The organism is Clostridium sp. chh4-2, from assembly GCF_002899675.1.
GTDB lineage: Bacteria > Bacillota > Clostridia > Lachnospirales > Lachnospiraceae > CHH4-2.
Map to the genome: position 1 here is coordinate 56,550 of NZ_PKUU01000010.1, position 19,647 is coordinate 76,196.

At 45.5% G+C, this 19,647-nt stretch carries 15 protein-coding genes; 7 read left to right on the top strand and 8 right to left on the bottom strand.

Annotated elements, in window-relative coordinates:
• Positions 1–294 precede the first annotated feature (294 nt).
• The 4 genes from C0033_RS12330 to C0033_RS12345 all read right to left on the bottom strand — a co-directional run bounded on the left by C0033_RS12330 (position 295) and on the right by C0033_RS12345 (position 5,831).
• Positions 295–1,449 carry an SLC13 family permease gene (locus C0033_RS12330; RefSeq protein WP_180994705.1) on the bottom strand — a complete coding sequence of 385 codons (1,155 nt, stop codon included), beginning with the start codon at positions 1,447–1,449 and terminating at the stop codon, positions 295–297.
• Between the two features lie 109 nt (positions 1,450–1,558).
• Entirely contained in the window at positions 1,559–2,482 is a 924-nt protein-coding gene (locus C0033_RS12335) for a LysR family transcriptional regulator (protein ID WP_103228173.1), read from the bottom strand.
• 21 nt (positions 2,483–2,503) lie between these two features.
• Positions 2,504–4,066, bottom strand: a complete 1,563-nt coding sequence (locus tag C0033_RS12340) for a response regulator (protein WP_103228174.1) — start codon at positions 4,064–4,066, stop codon at positions 2,504–2,506.
• 25 nt (positions 4,067–4,091) lie between these two features.
• Positions 4,092–5,831 carry a sensor histidine kinase gene (locus C0033_RS12345; RefSeq protein ID WP_103228175.1) on the bottom strand — a complete coding sequence of 580 codons (1,740 nt, stop codon included), beginning with the start codon at positions 5,829–5,831 and terminating at the stop codon, positions 4,092–4,094.
• A gap of 141 nt (positions 5,832–5,972) precedes the next feature.
• Between C0033_RS12345 and C0033_RS12350 the strand changes: the two genes are divergently transcribed.
• The 5 genes from C0033_RS12350 (at position 5,973) to C0033_RS12370 (ending at position 12,573) form a co-directional block, all read left to right on the top strand.
• Positions 5,973–7,298, top strand: a complete 1,326-nt coding sequence (locus C0033_RS12350; RefSeq protein ID WP_180994706.1) for an extracellular solute-binding protein — start codon at positions 5,973–5,975, stop codon at positions 7,296–7,298.
• Between the two features lie 97 nt (positions 7,299–7,395).
• Positions 7,396–8,295: a sugar ABC transporter permease gene (locus tag C0033_RS12355; RefSeq protein WP_242984488.1), complete on the top strand. Its 900-nt coding sequence runs from the start codon at positions 7,396–7,398 to the stop codon at positions 8,293–8,295.
• Positions 8,295–9,128, top strand: coding sequence for a carbohydrate ABC transporter permease (locus C0033_RS12360; protein WP_103228177.1), 834 nt, complete (start codon positions 8,295–8,297; stop codon positions 9,126–9,128). The genes C0033_RS12355 and C0033_RS12360 overlap by 1 nt, the downstream gene beginning before the upstream one ends.
• 18 nt (positions 9,129–9,146) lie before the next feature.
• Positions 9,147–11,750 carry an alpha-L-rhamnosidase gene (locus tag C0033_RS12365; RefSeq protein WP_103228178.1) on the top strand — a complete coding sequence of 868 codons (2,604 nt, stop codon included), beginning with the start codon at positions 9,147–9,149 and terminating at the stop codon, positions 11,748–11,750.
• A 73-nt stretch (positions 11,751–11,823) separates the two neighbouring features.
• Positions 11,824–12,573 carry a GNAT family N-acetyltransferase gene (locus C0033_RS12370; protein WP_103228179.1) on the top strand — a complete coding sequence of 250 codons (750 nt, stop codon included), beginning with the start codon at positions 11,824–11,826 and terminating at the stop codon, positions 12,571–12,573.
• A gap of 156 nt (positions 12,574–12,729) precedes the next feature.
• Here the strand turns inward: C0033_RS12370 and C0033_RS12375 are convergent, their stop codons facing one another.
• From C0033_RS12375 to C0033_RS12390, 4 genes are all read right to left on the bottom strand, one after another.
• Positions 12,730–13,023, bottom strand: coding sequence for a type II toxin-antitoxin system RelB/DinJ family antitoxin (locus C0033_RS12375; protein WP_103228180.1), 294 nt, complete (start codon positions 13,021–13,023; stop codon positions 12,730–12,732).
• 110 nt (positions 13,024–13,133) lie between these two features.
• Positions 13,134–14,591 (bottom strand): glycoside hydrolase family 32 protein, encoded by a 1,458-nt coding sequence (locus C0033_RS12380; RefSeq protein ID WP_103228181.1) that lies wholly within the window; start codon positions 14,589–14,591, stop codon positions 13,134–13,136.
• Positions 14,592–14,620: 29 nt separating this feature from the next.
• On the bottom strand, positions 14,621–16,612 hold the full coding sequence (locus C0033_RS12385; RefSeq protein WP_103228182.1) for a sucrose-specific PTS transporter subunit IIBC: 1,992 nt from the start codon (positions 16,610–16,612) through the stop codon (positions 14,621–14,623).
• Positions 16,613–16,775: 163 nt separating this feature from the next.
• Complete coding sequence (locus C0033_RS12390) at positions 16,776–17,762, bottom strand: LacI family DNA-binding transcriptional regulator (protein WP_103228183.1); 987 nt, start codon at positions 17,760–17,762, stop codon at positions 16,776–16,778.
• 331 nt (positions 17,763–18,093) lie between these two features.
• Between C0033_RS12390 and C0033_RS12395 the strand changes: the two genes are divergently transcribed.
• Complete coding sequence (locus C0033_RS12395) at positions 18,094–18,411, top strand: hypothetical protein (RefSeq protein ID WP_103228184.1); 318 nt, start codon at positions 18,094–18,096, stop codon at positions 18,409–18,411.
• A 94-nt stretch (positions 18,412–18,505) separates the two neighbouring features.
• The gene (locus C0033_RS12400; protein ID WP_180994707.1) at positions 18,506–19,522 is read left to right on the top strand and encodes a LacI family DNA-binding transcriptional regulator; all 1,017 of its coding nucleotides are present in this window, start codon (positions 18,506–18,508) and stop codon (positions 19,520–19,522) included.
• The last annotated feature ends 125 nt before the right edge of the window (positions 19,523–19,647 follow it).

Sequence of the window (19,647 nt, forward strand, 5' to 3'; positions counted from 1 at the left end):
TTTCTCGGTTTGCGTGGAATATTAGAAAGCCGTTTTTGGCGTTTTTGGTATTGCAGTATGCCTTTGCCGTTTTTGCGTCTGAAAAGCCTTGTATTGCAAGGGCTTTTTCGCGCCTAACGTTCCACGTTACCGCCTGTTTTCGGGCATAAAAAAACCGCAACTCTTTTCAAGCTGCGGCGACATATCCTATTCACTTAAAAACGCCATATCAAGGCTTGTCCAACCTTGCTACGGCGTTTTAGGTGTAATTATAGGGGTTGTTTAATTGTCTTTAAGGTGCTGAAAGCCGCATGGTTACGGCATTTTCCTTGTTGTGCATATATTGACGGGGCGGTTGGAGCCGATGAGAACTGCCAGCACAAGCGCGGTTGCGCTCCATCCATTTGTGATTGCCGTAATGACTGCGATGGGGCGGAAAATGTTATTCACGGCGCTGTTGGACATAAACTGGGTTAACACAGAAGTTACCGCAAAGAAGACGAACAGCACGAAGTATTTGTTGTCTGACCCGCCAAGAAGCGTATTAACGATATTTCCAATGACCTTGTCGCCGCCTGTTTTCGCTAAAGCGGTTGCCAGAGGCAGCATGCCGACCTGAATCATGATTACGGTCAGCCCCATGTGGTTTGGAATTTCTTTCGGGCCGATGATCCCAAACAGAACCATTGCCAGCGCGCCGATCAGCGGCGGAACCACATTGTCGCCTCCTGTCAGGGACATGAATACCAGCCCTAAGATGGTGAGAACGAAAATGATGATCGTGATTTTCTCCTGTTTTTCAGTCAGATTGACTTTTTTCTCTTCCCTGGATTGTGCAGTGTAGTCCGCATCAATCGTAGGGGCAAATCGGTGGTTCACGAATACGGCTCCTGCGGCAACCGCAATTCCTATTGGGAGTTTAGCGATCATCTGGGTGAAAAAAGTAAATTCCCCGGTTCCGCCTAACTCTGTGATCACCTGGTTAATCATGTTGTAGCCGCCGGCATTGCCGCCTAAAGGGATCAAGCCTGCCCAAACCTGAGCGATGATCGCGCAGCTCTGCATGAATTTGCTGACCGGACGGTCATTTTCTTTGCATACTGTAATGATGAGAGGAATGAGTATGGTGAGTGTTGTTGTTCCATTGGTGAAGCAGGTCAACAAAAAGATCATAATGAAGAAGCCGAACATAATTTTGGTATCACTGGAACCCGGTTTAATCATGCTGCGGCTTAATTTTGAGATAAGACTGGTTTTTGAAAGGCCGTGAGCCACCAGAAACATGGAGGCCATCAGGACAACTGAGGAGTTTGTCAGCCCGGACCAGGTTTCTTTAAAGGTCAGGATTCCCGATGCTTCCAAAATGATCGCTGCCATCATCGCCACTGTCGCAATACGGAATTTTCCGCTGGACAGCAGGATAATTACCAGAAAGAATGTAAAAAATGTAAAGTACATTTGCCAAGCCATTAGATAGACACCTTCCTTTATGATTGATATGTATATTGCGCAATACATTCAAGACAATTTGAGTATATCGGTGAAGGGGGCATTTGTACACTTGTCAATTTCGATGGAACTATTCAAATTTTAATTCACATTCTTTCCAGTATTCCTTGGCGATGTCGATGAAATCTCTTGCTGCGCGGCTCAGATATTTCCCCTGTTTATAGACGGCCACAACATTTAAGGTGGGATGAGAGGAGAGTTTGTAGCTGATAACGCCTTCGGGGAGCTCATCTTTGTGGTATTCTTCAATGATGCCGCAGCACAGGTTTTCTTCCACCATGGACATATTCAGCTGGAATACGCCGCTTTGGGAATAAATTTTTGGCGTGAACCCGGCTTGTTCAAAGATATCGGTCAGAATCGTATGGTTGATGCCGGCTCTGTTTCCCAGCACAAAATATTCATCACAGAGAGCTTTTAAATCTATGACTTCCGTACCGTCCGGTTCAAAAAATGCGGCGTTTTTCATGGGATTGTCTTTTGACATCACAAGAATCATTTCCGCCTTTCTCAGCTCTTCGGTCACTTCTTTGGAGGACCAGGAATTACCGATGGTCATGATGCCTATATCTAAGACTCCTGATGCAATATCCTTTTGCATCTGCCGCCCGAAGGACTGGGAAACCTGAATCCTGATCTCGGGATACGTGCGATGAAATTTTTTGTAAACCCATGCCAGCATACGTCCCCCTGTTCCGGGCGTTACGCCGATTGTCAGCTGTTCTCGTTTGGTCTGTGCTAAATCAGAGATTCTGGAATATGCGTCTTTTTTTATCTCTAATAACTTCTTTCCGGCTTCCACGTAGATCTCACCGGCTTCCGTTAATTTCCAGTTGTTGCGGTTTCGGTAGAAGAGCCGGGTACCCAGCTCTTTTTCTAGGTTCAAAAGCTGCTGATTCAGCGCAGGCTGGGAAATATATAACTTTTCCGCTGCCCGGGTGATGTTCTCTTCCTGGGCGATTTTAAGGATATTTTCAATTTGACGTAAGTCCATATTTAACCCCCTTTAGTTCGGTTATAAATGAGAAGTCCTCCACTGTTCCGGCGTTTCTCCTGTCCATTTTTTGAAGACCCGGAAAAAATATTTGATATTGTCATAACCCACCGCCTTTGCAATCTGGTACATTTTTTTATCGGAAGAAAGCAGCAGTTGTTTGGCTTTTTCGATGCGGATGCGGTTCAGATAATCTACGAATTTCTCGCCTGTCTGTTCTTTGAACAAATGGCTCAGATAACTGCGGCTCATATAGAAGAAGCAGGAGAGCAGTTCTACAGACAGATCTTTATAATAATTCTTTTCCACATAGAGCTTGATTTTTTCAATAACATTGTCCGTGGCGTAAATTCCTTTTTCCTTTAATACGTTTGTGATATTTGTAAAAAACTGAAGGTAATAGGCTTCCAGCTCATCTAAAGCGAACATGGTATTAAGTATATTTTGGATGCTGGAAGAAACGGAGGAAGGGTTGACCTGTTCCACGTAGTTTGTCAGAATTCCACGGGTTTGGTCGGAAAGCTGGAAGCAGAAGTATTTCACGTCGGAAAAGCTGGATTCCGGAAAGCTTTCGAAATAGGTGAACAGCTCATGGACCAGCTGCTTTACTTCCTGTTCCATACCGGCCTCGATTCTAAACAGCAGCTCATTCTGCTTATTCCATTGGAAATGGCGGTATTCACCTGTATTTTCCTGATAGAAATAAAAGTGGTTGATATCTTTGAGCTTTTTCGTGTTCAGCGCTTCCACTGTTTCCAGAAATGCGTCATGAAGTTCCGAAAGCTGGTTGTGGAGCACGCTGATTCCGATGGATATGGAGACATCTCTCGTTTCAAATAAAGTGATAATACTTTTGGCGATCTGACGGCACAGGGCGTTGGGGCTTAATATGGACTGCTCCGGCATAAAAAGGATCAAGAATCCCAAGTGTTTATTATTGATGTGTTGTAAGTATAAGGCCAGGTCCCCAAATCCATTTTCCGCCAGGTAGTTCTGCATTTCCTCTTCTTCCAGAGTATCTCCGCTATGGATGGTCATGAGCATCAGGGAATGGGTGTCATTGATATAGCTGAGCTTTTGTGAGGCCAGGGTCAGTTTTTCCGTATGGTAACCTAAGATGGAATTTTTCAACGACTGGATATCATATTCGTAGCAGGCGTATTCCTTTTCCTGCTCGCTGTCCATCAGCTGATTCTGCATGGAGGCGGTATTTTCGATAAAACGAATGGCATTTTGCATAGAGGCCTGCAAATCATCCCGGCCAAAGGGCTTTAGCAGATAGTCCACAGCTTTTGCCCGGATGGCCTGTCTGGTGTATTCGAAATCCTTATAGCCGCTGATAACGATAATCGGCTTGTCGGAATACTGTTCGGCTAAAAGCGGAAGCAAGGCGCTGCCCGACATATTGGGCATATTCATATCTGTGATGATGATGTCGGGATTTTCCCGTTCGATCAGGAGAAGGGCTTCCTGCCCGTCCCCGGCTTCACCGGCACAGGTGACAAGATGATTCATATTCTTTAATTTAGCGATCGTTCCCTTGCGGGTCAGTTCTTCGTCGTCGATGACAATGTAACGGTACATAGATTTCCCCCATTTTAAACGTGAATTATTTGCGGTCCAAGTGGAGCAGCGGGAGGCGCAGGGTTACTGTGGTGCCCTCGTCCGGCACGCTGCTGATGGACAATCCGTAGGACTGGCCGTAGTAGAGTTCGATGCGGCTGTGAATATTTTTCAGGCCGATGCTCTGTTTGGTGCGCTGGCCGAGCTCTTTAAACTGGGCCGGTTCCAAAAGTTCCTGACGCAGTTTTTCTAACTGATCTCCGTCCATTCCGCAGCCGTTATCTGAGATAGTGATGTAGATCAGCTCACCTTCTGCGCGGCATGCGATTTTGATGCAGTCGCCTGTGGAACAGTAGTTTAAGCCGTGGTACAGGGCATTTTCCACGATGGGCTGCATGATTAATTTCAGCACCTTCAAAGACAGCATCTCTTCCGGGATATCGTACAATACCTTAAAATGATAGGAAAAACGTATCTGCTGGATGGAGATGTAATCCTTTACATGGCCGAGTTCGTCGGCGATGGTTACCAACTCGCTCTGGGTTTTAATGCTGTAGCGGAACATGTTTCCAAGGGCCATGGACATGATAGATATGCTTTCCACTTCCTCGATTTCCGCAATGCTGTTAATGGATTCCAGAGTGTTGTACAGAAAATGGGAGTTGATCTGGGCTTCTAAAGACTTCATCTGGGAATCCAGGGTGATCAGTTTGTTCTGATACTCCCTTTTGATGTAAGAATTCAGCTTTTGGAGCATGGCGTTGTACTCATTGAACAAGGTTCCGATTTCATCCGTCTTGTTCAGATATTTTGTTTCGGTTATGTAATTGTTGGAGTCATGATTGGACATACAACGGCTTAAATAGGAGATGGGTCTGGTTATGCTGGTGGACAGTAGAATGGAAATCACCAGGAACACCAGCACGCATACCACTGCAATGGCTAAAAAGAGCAGCCTGGAAGCTCCAAATTCTTTATAAAGAGCGTCGTAGTTGATTGCTGCCACCAAGGTGAGCGGTTCGAGGGACAGCGGTTTTTTGGTTACAATCGTGGAATGATTGGAGAAATTATAGGGCAGCAGATCAGCATTGGAGTATAGGATTTGGTTATGACCGCTCTGGATGGACAGCATAACGTTGTCCGGCATGGTATTGACATTACCAAGGTCAAATATTCCGGGTGAACAGTCGGTGACTAATACTCCTAAAAACTCGTGAGAAAAAACATCGTACAAAGCCCTGTAAAATGTGATGGACGGAGCAGCATTGATGATATAATTTTTAGTATTGATGCCGTCGGTAATTATCTTTCCCTTAGCGTCCACCGCATTTTTATACCATTCGTCCTCAAAGGGACTGTAATCGGGATAGATGTCGATGTTGTTGCCGTAACCGTAGCCCAGAACCTCGCCGGAAGGCGTGAACACGAAGATACCGTTGATGTAGTCGGAAGAATAGATCAGGTTTTGGCAGATAAATTTGATGTTTTTGTTGCTTTGGAATACATCGTAATCGGTGTATTCGGTTTTGCCGGTATATTTTTTTAAGTCGTCCACAATGGAGTCCTTTGATTCTGAATAAAAGGTGAAAATCTCTGTGACCCGGTTGATATCCACGATTGCAGAATCCACGGCGTCCACCGCATTTTCGATCAGATTCTCTGAAATTTGGTCCAGCTGGGATTCCAGCAGGCTGGTATACCGGTTATAGGCAAACCAGGTGATGAGAATCAGTGGAATATTGGACAGCAGAAGAAAGATGATTAAAAATTTGTATTTTAGCTTCATAATTGCACCGTCCTCCTTAAAAATCTAACAAAAGTATACCATATGATAAAACAAAAGTACACTTTCTTCATGGTACAATAAATATATCAAAAGGAAGTGCAGAAATGAAACAGCCGGTAAAACGGCGGAATGGAGGAGAAAATGAGAAAAAAATTATGGAGTGTTGTGTTGGCGGCGGCTCTTGCGGCGGGGACTATGGCAGGATGCCAGAGCGGCGGTTCTTCAAGCCAGACTGCAAAAACAGAGGAAGCGAAACAGCCGGACAGCGGCGATGATATTACAATCACATTTATGTGTTCAGGGGTGAAATCCGCGGATGGAGAGGATTTCAGGGCGGATTCCCTTCCGAGACTGGTAAAGGAAAAATATCCCAATGTCACTTTGGAAGTTACAATGCTGCCGGACGATCAGTATTACACGGCTCTTAAAACAAAACTTGCTACAGGAGAAGCTCCGGATCTTCTCTGGGTACAGCCAAGATATGCTGGCGTCAACGCCACTTATACGTTGGCGGAAGCCGGATATCTGGCTGATTTATCCGATTTAAAATGTGTGGATCTGGTAGGAAACGGAGTGGATTCATTTACCTATCAGGATAAGGTATATGGCATCCCGGGCGGAGTTACATTCCTTGGAACTTACTATAATAAAACTATATTTGAGCAAAATGGGCTCAGCGTGCCGACAAACTGGCAGGAATTTCTGGCTTGCTGTGAAACTCTGAAAAATGCGGGGATTCAGCCGGTTGTTATGGGCGATAAGGACATGTACGTGATGCAGTTTGGCTTATATCAGATGGCGGCCAACATGGTGTATCCGGCAGATCCTGACTATGACCAGAAGTTAAGAGACGGGGAAGCCAAGTTCACGGACGAAGGCACCTGGGACCAGGTTTTATCCAGATATTATGAGTTATATGAAAAAGGCTATATTCAGAGCGGTTCTTTGGGACTTGGAATTTCCCAGGCCCAGCAGAAATTTATTGACGGATCGGCTGCGATGATTTTCGACGGAACATTTAACCGCAAGGCGGTTGAGGCACAGGGAAGCGCTGATTTCGAACGCGGATATTTCCCGCTTCCGGCCAATGATGAAGGCAGCCAGCTGTATGTGGCAGGCGCTCCCGGAGCAGGGCCGGCAGTTTATTCCGGTTCCAAGAATATCGATTTATGCAAAGAGATCATCGAGCTGTGGTTTGACGGGGAATCTGAACTTTATAAATCATATGAGACCAACGGAAAATTCATCTCTTCCAACCAGGGAGCCGTAGTCGATCCTTTGTACCAGCCATTTATGGATTTATACGGCGAGGGCCATTCCTTCTACTGGTGCAATCAGGCATGGCCGGCAGGTACGGAAACAGAGATGGAAACTTTATTCGGTGAATTAATCGGCGGAGCGGGCACGACAATCCCGGATATTACAAAAGGAATGCAGAATAAACTGGAAGAATTACTGCAGCAGTAAGGCAGGCGGCTGCCATGCAAAGGGAAGAAGATCATTTCCTGCGTGGCAGCTTTCTCTTTGGAAAAAATGGGATTCAGGAAAGAAATGGAGGAAAAATATGAAGGCAAAAAAGGGGCAAAGGTCATTAACGATGCCGTCAAAGATGTTTTGGTTCAGCGTGCCGGCATTGCTGCTGTATTCAATATTCTGGGTGCTGCCGGTATTTCAGCTGTTCCGTTACAGTTTTACTAATTTTAACGGGGTGAACCAGAACTATTCTTTTGTGGGGTTACAGAATTATCTGAACCTGATAAAAGACGGTACGTTAAAAGCAGTACTTCCAAATACATTGATTTATACGGTGGTTTTAGTGGTGTTTTCCAATGTAATCGCGCTGGCGTTGGCATTTTTATTAAATGCCAAAATCCGGGGAAAGGGCTTTTTCAGGACGGCCGCTTATATTCCAACCCTGTTCAGCGCCATTGTGATCGGCTTTATCTGGACCTATGTCTATATGCCCAGCGACGGACTGATTGCCAGCCTGATGAACGTTGTGGGAATGGACGGCTCCAAATTCAACATATTAGCCAGCTTTAAGACCGCCCTTTATGCTATCATCTGCGTGGATATCTGGAAACATATAGGTACGACTATGATCATCTATCTGGCGGGCCTTCAGACCATTGACAATGGGCTGATCGAAGCGGCCCAGATCGACGGATGCGCCGGATGGCAGATGCTTAAAAATATCAAACTTCCGTTGATTTCCGCTACCGTCACCATCAATGTAGTGCTCAACGTAATTAATGGTTTAAAGGCATATGACTATGTATTTATCATGACAAACGGCGGACCTGGAAAATCTACGAATACGCTGATGTATGCGATCTATAAGCTGGCGTTTAATGAACAGCTGATGGGCAAATCGGCCGCGCTGTCCATGATTGCATTCGTGCTGATTATCGCCATCACCATAGGAATGCTGATCTTCATGAATAAGAGGGAGGTAGAATTATAATGAAAAAAAAGGCTAATATTCAAAACCTCGCCATCTATGCAGTGCTTGGCATCTACTGTATCATAACATTAGTGCCTCTTTTAACCGTATTGTCAGGTTCCTTCCGGCATGTGGGAAATAACCAGAACTTTTTAAAGCTGTTTACGGAATTTACATTTGACAGTTATTTGACCGCATTTAAAAGGATGAATTTCTGGCAGGTGTTTTTAAACAGCGTGCTGACCACATTTGGTTCCTTAGTTGTGATTGTGTTTGTGGGATCGGCAGCTTCTTATCCGGTCAGCAGAATTAAATCACGGTTCAGCCGTTTTTTATACTATTTCTTTATTGCCGGCCTTGTTATACCGGCGCAGATGACCATTATTCCGGTTACACAGATGATAAGTGGTCTCAATATACCGAATACGCGGTTCACGCCGATGATCATGTTCATTACATGCAGCCTTCCATTTACCACATTTTTGTATACCGGATTTTTAAAAGGGGTGCCTGTGGAGATTGAAGAGGCGGCATATATTGATGGGGCCAGCCTTGCAGTGAGATTTTTCAAAATTGTATTTCCGCTTTTAAAACCGGCCACGATTTCCGTAATTATTACCCAGGGAATCTGGATTTGGAACGATTATTTCTTCCCAATGGTATTTATCAGCAAATCAAAGCAGTATTCTCTTCCAGTGGCTCTTCTGCAGTTTTTGGGAGATAAAGAGAATCCGGCTCAGTGGACGGTGTTGTTTGCAGCGTGTATTTTATGCGCGCTTCCCCTCATTCTGTTGTTTGGAGTGTTCCAGAAACAGTTTGTGAACGGTGTGGCGGCGGGAGCTGTCAAAGGATAAGCGGAAAGGAGAAATGATATGGATAGAATTTATGATTTATGCTGTGAATATAAAGACACTCCTATGCAGATCAATGTAAAGAATCCCAGGTTCTGCTGGAAGATCGAGGCTTCCGGCTGCGGAGTGATGCAGAAGAGCTGGGAGATACAAGTAGAAGAGGAAAGAACGGGAGAGATTGTATGGAAGTATGGGGAGGATAATTCCAGAACCGTACATATCGTTTACCAGGGAAAGGAACTGAGGGAAAATACCCGTTACAAGTGGAAGATAACCAGCCGCCTTGAGGACGGACGGGTGCTTGAGACGGGACAGCTGGCATTTTTCGAAACGGGCTTGTTCCAGGAGGAGATTTGGGACGGCTGTTGGATCGGAAAAGGGGACAGAGAAGATTTGGGGAATTGTCCGTTATTCCGTAAAAGCATTTATCTTGCTGAAATTCCTGCAAGGGCTAAGATATTCATCAGCGCCAGAGGACTTTATGAGATGTCCGTAAACGGCGTGGACAGGGATGAATATGTGCTGACGCCCGGTTGGACCAGCTATGAGAATCACCTTCAATATCTGTCTTATGACATCACCTCCAATCTGAAGGAAGGGGAGAATGTGATCGGCGTCAGACTGGGGGACGGGTGGTATGACGGAGAGATATCCTTTAACCACCAGACCCATTTTTATGGGGATAAAATCTCTTTTGCGGCTGTCTTAATTATGGAATATGAGGACCATAAGGAAGTGATAAAGACGGATTCTTCCTGGAAAATGGCGGACAGCGGGATTGAAAAATCCTCCATTTATGACGGAGAGATTTATGATCTGACGAAAGAAGATATCAATTGGAACTGCCCGGGGTATGATGATTCCAGGTGGCGGCTATCTGATCCCATGCCGGACTGTAAGGCGAAAATGATCGGAATGATGAATGAGGGGACGAGAAGGGTTGAAGTGATAGAGCCTGTCGGAGTGATTCATACGCCTGAAGGGGATACCCTGATCGATATGGGGCAGAATATGACCGGATGGGTCAGAATCCGTATAAATGGGTCAGAAGGGGATAGAATCAGGATTAAACACGGAGAGGTTCTGGATAAGGACGGTAATTTCTACAGCGGCAATTTAAGGCTGGCTATGCAGGAAGATTCGTATACGTTAAGGGACGGTGAAAACTGTCTGGAACCGCATTTTACCTTCCATGGATTCCGGTATATTAAGGTTTTGGAGTTTCCTAAGGAGGTGGAAGCTAAGTATTTTGAAGGAATTGTGCTCCATACGGATATGAAGCCGTCCATAGAGTTTACCTGTTCCGATCCTTTGGTCAACCAGCTCTGCCATAACCTGAAATGGGGGCAGAAAGGGAATTTCCTGGATGTGCCCACCGACTGTCCTCAGAGGGATGAACGTCTGGGATGGACGGGGGACGCTCAGATTTTCTGCCGGACGGCCTGCTATAACTTCCAGGCGGATTCATTTTTCACAAAGTGGCTGGAAGATGTGAAGGCGGATCAATATGAGAACGGAGCCGTGCCGTTTGTAGTTCCGGATGTGCTTCCTAAGGATTGGTCATTTATGATAGAGGCCGGGCTGGGTGCAGGCCACACTTCGGCTGTTTGGGGAGACGCGGTCACCATCTGTCCATGGACGTTATATGAATATTATGGAGATGTGAACATACTTGAACATACATATGAGAATATGAAGAGGTATTTATCCTATATCTATGATGGCGCCGTACATGGAAGCGGAAATCCTTATGTCTGGGACTGGGGTCCTCAGTTAGGCGACTGGCTGGGACTGGACAGCGAAGAGGGCAGCTACCGGGGTGCTACCAATGAAAATTATGTGGCAACGATCTATTATGCATACTCAGCGGAAATTGTGGCAAAATGTGCGGAAATCCTGGGTAAGGCAGAAGACGCGGCCTATTACCGGGATCTGTATGAGAAGATTAAGCAGAATTTTAAAGATAACTATATAGACGGCGGAAAGATTAAAATTGCTACTCAGACGGCCCAAATCCTTCCCGCGTATTTTGGACTTTTGGACGCTCAGGAAGAAAAAAATGCCATAGATGCGCTTGTGGATATGCTGAAAGAAAATCAGATGCATCTGAAGACCGGATTTGCGGGAACGCCTTATCTCTGCCATGTTCTGAGCAGATACGGATATGGGGATCTGGCTTATACTTTGCTGCTTCAAAAGGACTTCCCATCCTGGCTCTATCAGGTGACGCAGGGAGCCACGACCATATGGGAACATTGGGACGGCAGAAAGCCGGACGGGAGCTTTTGGAGCGATAACATGAATTCTTTTAACCACTATGCATATGGTTCCATCGGGGACTGGATCTACCGCTGTGTGGCAGGGATCAATACGGATGAAAATAAGCCTGGTTTTGAGCATATTATTTTAAAACCACAGACAAATGAAGCGTTTTCCTATGCGGAATGTATTTACGAATCTATTCGCGGAAAGATTGTTACGCGATGGGAGAGGTCAGGAAATGGAGTGTCCGTTTCCGTCACAATTCCTGCGAATACCACTGCGTCAGTGTATCTGGAAGACGGAAGCGTTCGGGAGCTTGGCTCAGGCAGCTATGAATATCAATATCAACTGAACCGGGGGTAAAGCTTGTTCTTTTCTCGTTATTACTGTAAAATGGAAAGTAACCGACGGATAATAATTGGAAGAGAGGGCGCATATGAATCGTGATTTTGTAAACTTAACGGCCGAAAACATTGGCAGTGAACATTTATGCTGTATCATCCGCAGTAAAAAGCCTCATCCGGGCGTTGAGGCCAAGCGGCAATGGCTTTCGGAACGTCTGAAGGAAGGCCATGTTTTTAGAAAGCTGAATGAAAAGGCTGTGGTGTTTATCGAATATGCACCTCTTGAAACGGCCTGGGTACCGATAATTGGCGATAACTATTATTACCTGTACTGTTTATGGGTTACCGGAAGCCACAAGGGCAAGGGATACGGAAGAGAACTGATGGAATATTGCCTGGCCGATGCCAAAGCGAAGGGAAAGTCCGGTATCTGTATGCTGGGAGCGAAAAAGCAGAAAAGCTGGCTTTCCGATCAGTCTTTTGCGAAGAAATTCGGTTTTGAGGTTGTGGATACAACGGAGAACGGGTATGAACTGCTGGCTCTTTCTCTCGACGGAACAACGCCAAGATTTGCGCAAAATGCTAAAAAGCTGGAGATTGAAAATAAAGAGCTGACCATTTATTATGATATGCAGTGCCCTTATATCTGCCAGAAAATTGATTTTACAAAAAACTATTGTGAAATGAATCAGGTTCCGGTGACGTTAATTCAGGTGGATGAGCTGAAAAAAGCAAAGGAACTGCCTTGTGTTTTCAATAACTGGGCGGTGTTTTATAAGGGGAAATTTGAGACGGTGAATTTGCTGGATGCGGGGTATTTGGAGAGGATACTTAAAAAGTGAGAATTGGGATTTTTATTTTTCTGTTGAAGATTGGCAATGTTTTATTACCAAAAGGTTGAAGAATTATTGTCTGCATTGATTCTGTTAAATTGACAAAAACTCTGGTTTTTACCAGAGTTTTTGTGCGTATAATGTATTTTTAAATACTATCAGCGACTAACGATTGAATAAATCAGCGTGAGTATCCATATCCTCTAATGCTTCTGAAAAGCTGTTATATCTTTTCGTTTTAGAATCTTTAGTAATGCGTTTTGCTTCTTCCATGGCTTCAATTACTGCGGGCTTATATTTGGGTAATTCTACATTGAATGGAAGACCTTGATGGAGAATACATTGCCTTAAAAACATATTCATTGCGCTTGACATATCTAAGCCAAGTTGTGCAAATAGTTCTGCCGCTTGTTTTTTTAACTCTTCGTCTATGTTGATTTCAGTTGTTATGGATGCCATATTATCACACTTCCTTGTAGGGGGGATTTTCCTTCCATGCGGAAACTTTACCATTTCATTTGGGGCATAAGCGGATATTCATTAAAAATAAATAATAAACTTACTCCCAATTATGAATGCTCAATCTGAAATGCATTCATCTCGTACATATCCATTCTACCTTCAAATCTGCCTTCCAATTTCACTTTACCCAAGTCCCCATAAACTCTGCTGGTAAACACCTCTTCACCGCTGTTAACAAATATCTCAAGTGAGGTGTTATCCGAGAAAATCCGCAGATCTTTAAGTTCCTGCAGTTCCACTTTTCTGGAAGTGCGTCCCGCGCCGCAGGCGCCTAAGTCCAAAACAAGCAATCTGTCTTTCCAGATCAGTCTTACACCTTCCCTGAGAGTCATTTCCATGTCTTCACAGGAAGCGAACCGGATTTCTGCCTCATAGACCAATGGGGATTGTTGATCGGTGAAGCTGTTCTTTATGTCAGAGGTGCGTTTATTGCTGCGAAGTGATTTCAATTCTTCAACCGGCTCCTGGATCAGGCGGCCGTTTCTGTGATGCAGCTGCCGCGGCAGCGTAAGAGCGTGCTGCCATCCGGCGGTAACGGTGGGGTTCGTATAATCTGCATCGGGAATGCCCATCCAGCCGATCAAAATTCTGCGTCCATTTTCATCTTCAAATGTCTGTGGCGCATAGAAGTCAAAGCCTCTGTCCACCAGGCGGATGTCATTCACATCATCGATAAGACAGGTATTGTTTTCAAAGTCAATGTCCAGGTTCATCACGGTGCATTGATGAACATTTTCAAAATCCACGCCACGCGGCTTCACTCCCTGGGGGCAGGAGAGAAGGAGGAGCTGTCCGTCCAGATAGAACAGGTCGGGACATTCCCACATATAGCCGAAGGGTTCTTCGGTCGTGATTTTTCGGAAAAAGGTCCAGTGTTCCAGGTCTTCGGAACGGTACATCAGCACCATGCCGCAGTCGTTGGCGCTGCGGGCGCCCAAAACCATGTAATAAACGCCGCGGACTTTCAGAATCTTGGGGTCGCGGATGTGACCGCTCATATCGGACGGGTAATCGCTGTTGGTTAACAACACTTTTTTGGGGGAGATGTGATACCCGTCTGTGCTTGTGAAATGAATGGTATTGCTGCCGCGGCCGCTCATGATGTAGTCATAATCCGGACGGTCGAAATATTTTACGTTTCCGGTGTAAAAATAGTGGATCGTGTCATTTTCCACAAAAGCGGAACCGGAATATGCGCCATGGGCGTCAAAATCCGTATCCGGATATAAAAATGGCTCTTCCTGGGTGTAATGAATAAAATCCCGGGTGGTGTAGTGGCCCCACAGTTTCAGTTCTCCGGTGGGTTCAAAGGGGGTATATTGATAGTAAATGTGGTAAACGCCATGGAACTGGCAGAGGCCGTTGGGGTCGTTCAGCCATCCGGTTTCCGGCATCAGGTGGTAATGAAGGCGGCGGGGGTCATTTTTCACGTCTGCACGATACGCTTCATTTTCCTGATACCACTGTTCATAATCAGATTTAAAAACTTTTTCGTATTTCTTCAAGACGGTTTCCTTTCCGGCACATATGGGGATTATCTGTATAGCGCCATGACCATGGTTTCGGGGCCGGCCTGCGCTGTGGGGATGATATTGGCAGTGATTCCGTCAGCCTGGGGGAGGATCATCATGGTTTGGGTGCTGTAGCCTTTTTCTTTTACAAGGTCTAAATCCACGGTCAGCAGTTTCTGGCCTTTGCGGATGCGGTCGCCTTGTGCCGCAAAGGTTTCAAAGCCTTCGCCGTTCATCTGAACGGTGTCGATTCCAACATGGATTAATAAGTCGATACCATTGTCGCAAGTAATACCAAGGGCGTGTTTTGTCTCATATAAAAGGGATAATGTTCCGTCGCAGGGAGCATATACGGTTCCGTCGGTGGGGTTGACGGCGATTCCGTCGCCCAGCATCTTGGATGCGAACATAGGGTCTTCGGATTGTTCAACCGGTAAAACTTCACCCTTCATCGGAGAGTATAACTCTGCGGCAGCAGCAGCTTTCACTGTTTCCTTGTCTGCGGCAGCAGGTTCGGATTCAGCAGCCGGATCATTGGCGGAAACAGTTTTTTCTGTGGAAATGCCCTCCTGAATTACTGCTTTTGTGGATGTCGCTTTTGCAGCGGCGGCATTTGCTTCGTCTTTATCGAGGCCGAATTTTTTCCAGAAAACAGAGGTCAGGATAAAGGATACGCCCATGGAAATTACGAGGCCGATGGCGAAATTCATGTAGTGTTCCGGTTTCATGGAGATAAAGCCCGGAAGGCCGGCTGCGCCCAGCGCCTGAGCCAGAGTCTTGGTCCATGCCAGATAGGCGCTTCCTGCCGCCGATCCGATCATAGCTGCGTAAAATGGATATTTTAATTTTAAAGTAACGCCGAACATAGCAGGTTCTGTAATGCCTAAAAGCGCGGAAATACCTGATGCGGAACAGATGGATTTCATCTTTTCATTCTTTGTGAGCAGCAGCACTGCGATAACGGCTGCGCCCTGAGCCACGTTGTTCATGCTGGCTGTGGAGAAGATAAAGCTGCCTCCTGTGGTGGCGCTTTCCGCGATCAGCTGGGTTTCAATTGCGATAAAGCTGTGATGCATACCGGTCATGGTGATCGGGGCGTAGGCAAATCCGAAGATCGCGCCTCCGACAGGTCCTAATGTGTTGTATAACCAGGTGATTCCGGCTGCCAGCAGATTTCCTGCCTCACGGAGAACCGGGCCTACGCAGATAAAGGTCAGGAATGAGGTGATCAGGATGGAAAGCAGCGGAGTTGAAAGGTTATCCAGCCATGTGGGAGTTACTTTATGCAGTCGTTTTTCAATATTGGCCAGAATCCAGGATACGGCCAGAACCGGGAGAACGGTTCCCTGATAGCCAATGGCTGCGATCTGGAAGCCGAAGATATTCCAAACAGGCGGTTCTGAGATTCCGATCTGATAAGCATTTAAAAGATCGGGGTGAACCATGATCATGCCCATGGCCGCGCCCAGAAAAGCGTTGCCGCCGAACTTTTTCGCGGCGCTGAATCCGATCAGAACGGGCAGAAATGTAAATGGCGCGTTGGCAAATGTATTGATTGCAGAAGCCAGGCCCTGCCACTGCGGGTACAGCTCAATGATGGATTGGCCGTTAATCAAAGCGGAGGTCAGAAGGTTATTAAGTCCCATGAGAAGACCGCCTGCAACGATCGCAGGAATGATCGGTACAAAGATATCGCTCAGCATTTTGACAAAGCGCTGGATCGGATTCCCCTTTTTCTCTTCCGGTTCATCTTTTGTTTCCGTTAAGGTTCCAAGCTGTTTCTGAACTTCGTCACAGATCAGATTGACCAGGCCGGAGCCGAAAATGATCTGAAATTGTGACTGTGTCAAAAAGACGCCTTTCACTCCTTCAATATCGCTGATTACATCTTCGTTGCGAAGGTCGTTGTTCTTCAACTGAAAACGGAGACGGGTTGCGCAGTGGGCAACTGATTTGATGTTGCTCTTTCCGCCGACATTTTCGATTACTTGGCTGGCTATTTTTGCATAATCCATAAATATTCCCTCCCATAAGGCATTTTATATTGCTACAATGTGGTATCGGTTCCATAATTAAATAATATACCTTTTCCCACAGAAAGTCAAACAAAAATATGGCATCGGTTCCACATAAACTTACACAAAATTTCACGATAGAATTTGTGCATGATGTATAGAACTAGCATTTTTTGACACTTCCGCCTTCAATCAGAGTGAATCCAACCGTTTGTTTTTGCGGTACGGGTTCTCCGTGGATCATCTTTAACAGGGTTTCAGCGCCCAGATAGCCCACTGCATAGGAGTCAAATTTTATGGTGGTGAGCTGAGGTTTTAACAGGGCGCTTTCATCATAACCGCCAAATCCCATGACGGATACATCTTCCGGAATACGAAGCCCGTGCTGTTCCAATACGCGGTATGCTCCGAATGCCAGCCGGTCTGTGGCGCAGATGATGGCGTCGGGTTTAGCCAGTTCCAGCAGTTTTTCCGTCAGCGCCTGCCCGCTTTCAAAGCTGTAATCTCCGGTTAAAATGACCGGATTGTCGATTCCGTATTCCTTTAAACCGTCCAGAACGCCCTGTCTGCGGCCGATTCCCACGGCGATATCGCTCTCATCGACACCGATGTAAGCTGCGCATTGAGGGTGGGTTTTTCCAATATATTCTCCTGCACAGCGGCCGGCGCGGCGGTCGTCGTCTACGACGGAGATCCCTTCGTCATATTCCTGGGCCAGCACCACAACGGGAACACTGCTGTTTGAGATCAGCTGTCTGTGCTCATCGGTGATATTGATGGCGCTGAAAAGGATTCCGTCCACATTAAGGCTGATCAGCCGTTTGATGTTATCCAGCTCCAGTTTCGGATCGTGGTCGGAATTTTTTATGATGGTTTCATAGCCCTGGCCCCGCAGATAGCGGTCTATGCTGGTGATAACGCGGCTGGTCACCTTAGAATTTAAGGTTGGGACAACGACGCCGATCACATTGCTGTTTTTCGCATTTAACCGGGCAAATGTGTTGGGCTCATAGTTTTGCGCCTGTATGACGGCCTGAATCTTCTTTTTAGTTGAATCTTTAACGTAACCGCCGTTAAAATAGCGGGATACGGTGCTTTTGGCAACGCCGGACATCTCGGCGATATCTGCCATGGTAATTTTCTTAGACATAATTCCTCACTTTTAACGTATTGTTTTAAGCGCCAGATGGGGCACTTGGGGTGTAGGTTTATTATACGTCAGAAATTTCTTTATGGGTAGATGGTAAAATGAATTACGTTTAAGAAATCCGTTTGATGTGATTTTAAACTTTATGCATGAAACCGTTTTACAAAAGAGGAGCTTTTATTGACCAGAAGTGGGAATAGTGGGAAAAAGTTGCAGAAAATCATTTTGAAGTGGAGTAAAATATGAAAGAGATTATTATAAAACGCCTGGGCTGTACATTGGAAAGAGTATTGCCCGGGTGCATTTTCAAAACAGGAAAAGGAGGAATTGTTAGATGGAAGATTTTAAAATGGAAAAAGTTGCAGAGATGATAAAAGAACAAATGGCGAAGGAAACGGATTTTGAGCAGCTGGTGTATGAATTCAGGCATGGTTATCACGACTGTACAGTATCGGTAAAGCATATAAAAGAAAACGCACGGTTTGTGGCGTCTTTAGGTGTTGAAGTTCCGGAAACTAACCGCATGTTCTTCATGGACTGTTCAAGAGAAAATAATCTGGAAGCAGTTTTGGAATTTTTTAAAAATAAAAAAAATGAACCATTTGTGCTGGCCAATCTGAAATTTTTGATTGAGCGTGTGAATCAGGAATAAAGTAGGGTGACTTTTAAATCGAGTGATGATAGAATCTATGAGAGGGGCAGAAATAGGGATTGAAAGGAAGAAGAGACAGGGGGATAGGAAAAATATGACATCCAGAGATTTTGCTAAGCTGATTGGAGTTTCACAGTCAACCGTATCGAGGGCGATGAACAACAGCAGTTTGGTTCCTAAGGAAAAGCGGGAATATATTCACCAGAAAGCCGAAGAATATGGTTTTGTATTAAACAGCCAGGCCAAAAGCCTGAGAACCAACAAGACGGATACCATCGGCATTTTGTTTCCAAAACATTTTATCAGCATGAACTCAAACCTCATGCTGGCTCATCTGTACGATTATATTCAAAAAGAGATGAACCAGTATGATTATGATATCATGGTAATTTACTATGACCATGAATCCGACGATTTTTCCAGTTTTGAACGAATTATTAAAAAGCGTAAAGTGGATGGATTCATAGTGCTTCGAATGGAATTATCCGATTCGGAGATGAAGCTTATTGAGGAATATCAGGTTCCCTGCGTGTTTATGATGAATGCCAGCATGAATATCCGGGATAATCTGAACTATCTGTTTTCCGACAGCTATTACGGCGGTTATCTGGCTGGGAAATATCTGGGCAGATTTGCAGATTACCATAAGATGTTTATTACGGTCAGAGAAGAGACAGAGGATGCGGACCGGCGTTTTAACGGATACTACGACGCGCTTAAAGAATACGGATGGGAAATGAAGCAGGAAGACATCATTTACTGCAACCTGAATATGCAGTCCGCCTACGAATGTGTGGGTGAAAACATTGAAAAATTCAGAGGCAGAAGGACAGCAGTTTTTACATACAGTGATATATTGGGAATCGGCGTGTTAAATGCGCTGAAGGATTTTAAAATAAGGGTTCCGGAAGATGTCCAGCTGATCGGAATGGATGATATTCCGCTGGCCACATGGACCAAGCCGTCCCTGAGCACGATCCATGTTCCGGTAGAGGAAATGGTGTCCCGGGGGTGCAGGCTGTTAATGGATTTGATTGAGAAAAAGTCTATCTTTATACAGGAATGGGTTAAGCCCCATCTGGTGATCCGGGAAACGACGATGAATGATTGAATAATGGAGATATGGCGCAGCCCTTTACATAGTGTCAGAGGGGGATGCGGGTAAAAAGCGTATGTAATTTGGCTGTAAGCTGAATCACACACGCTTTTTTATATCATAGGATAGTGCTCATCTAC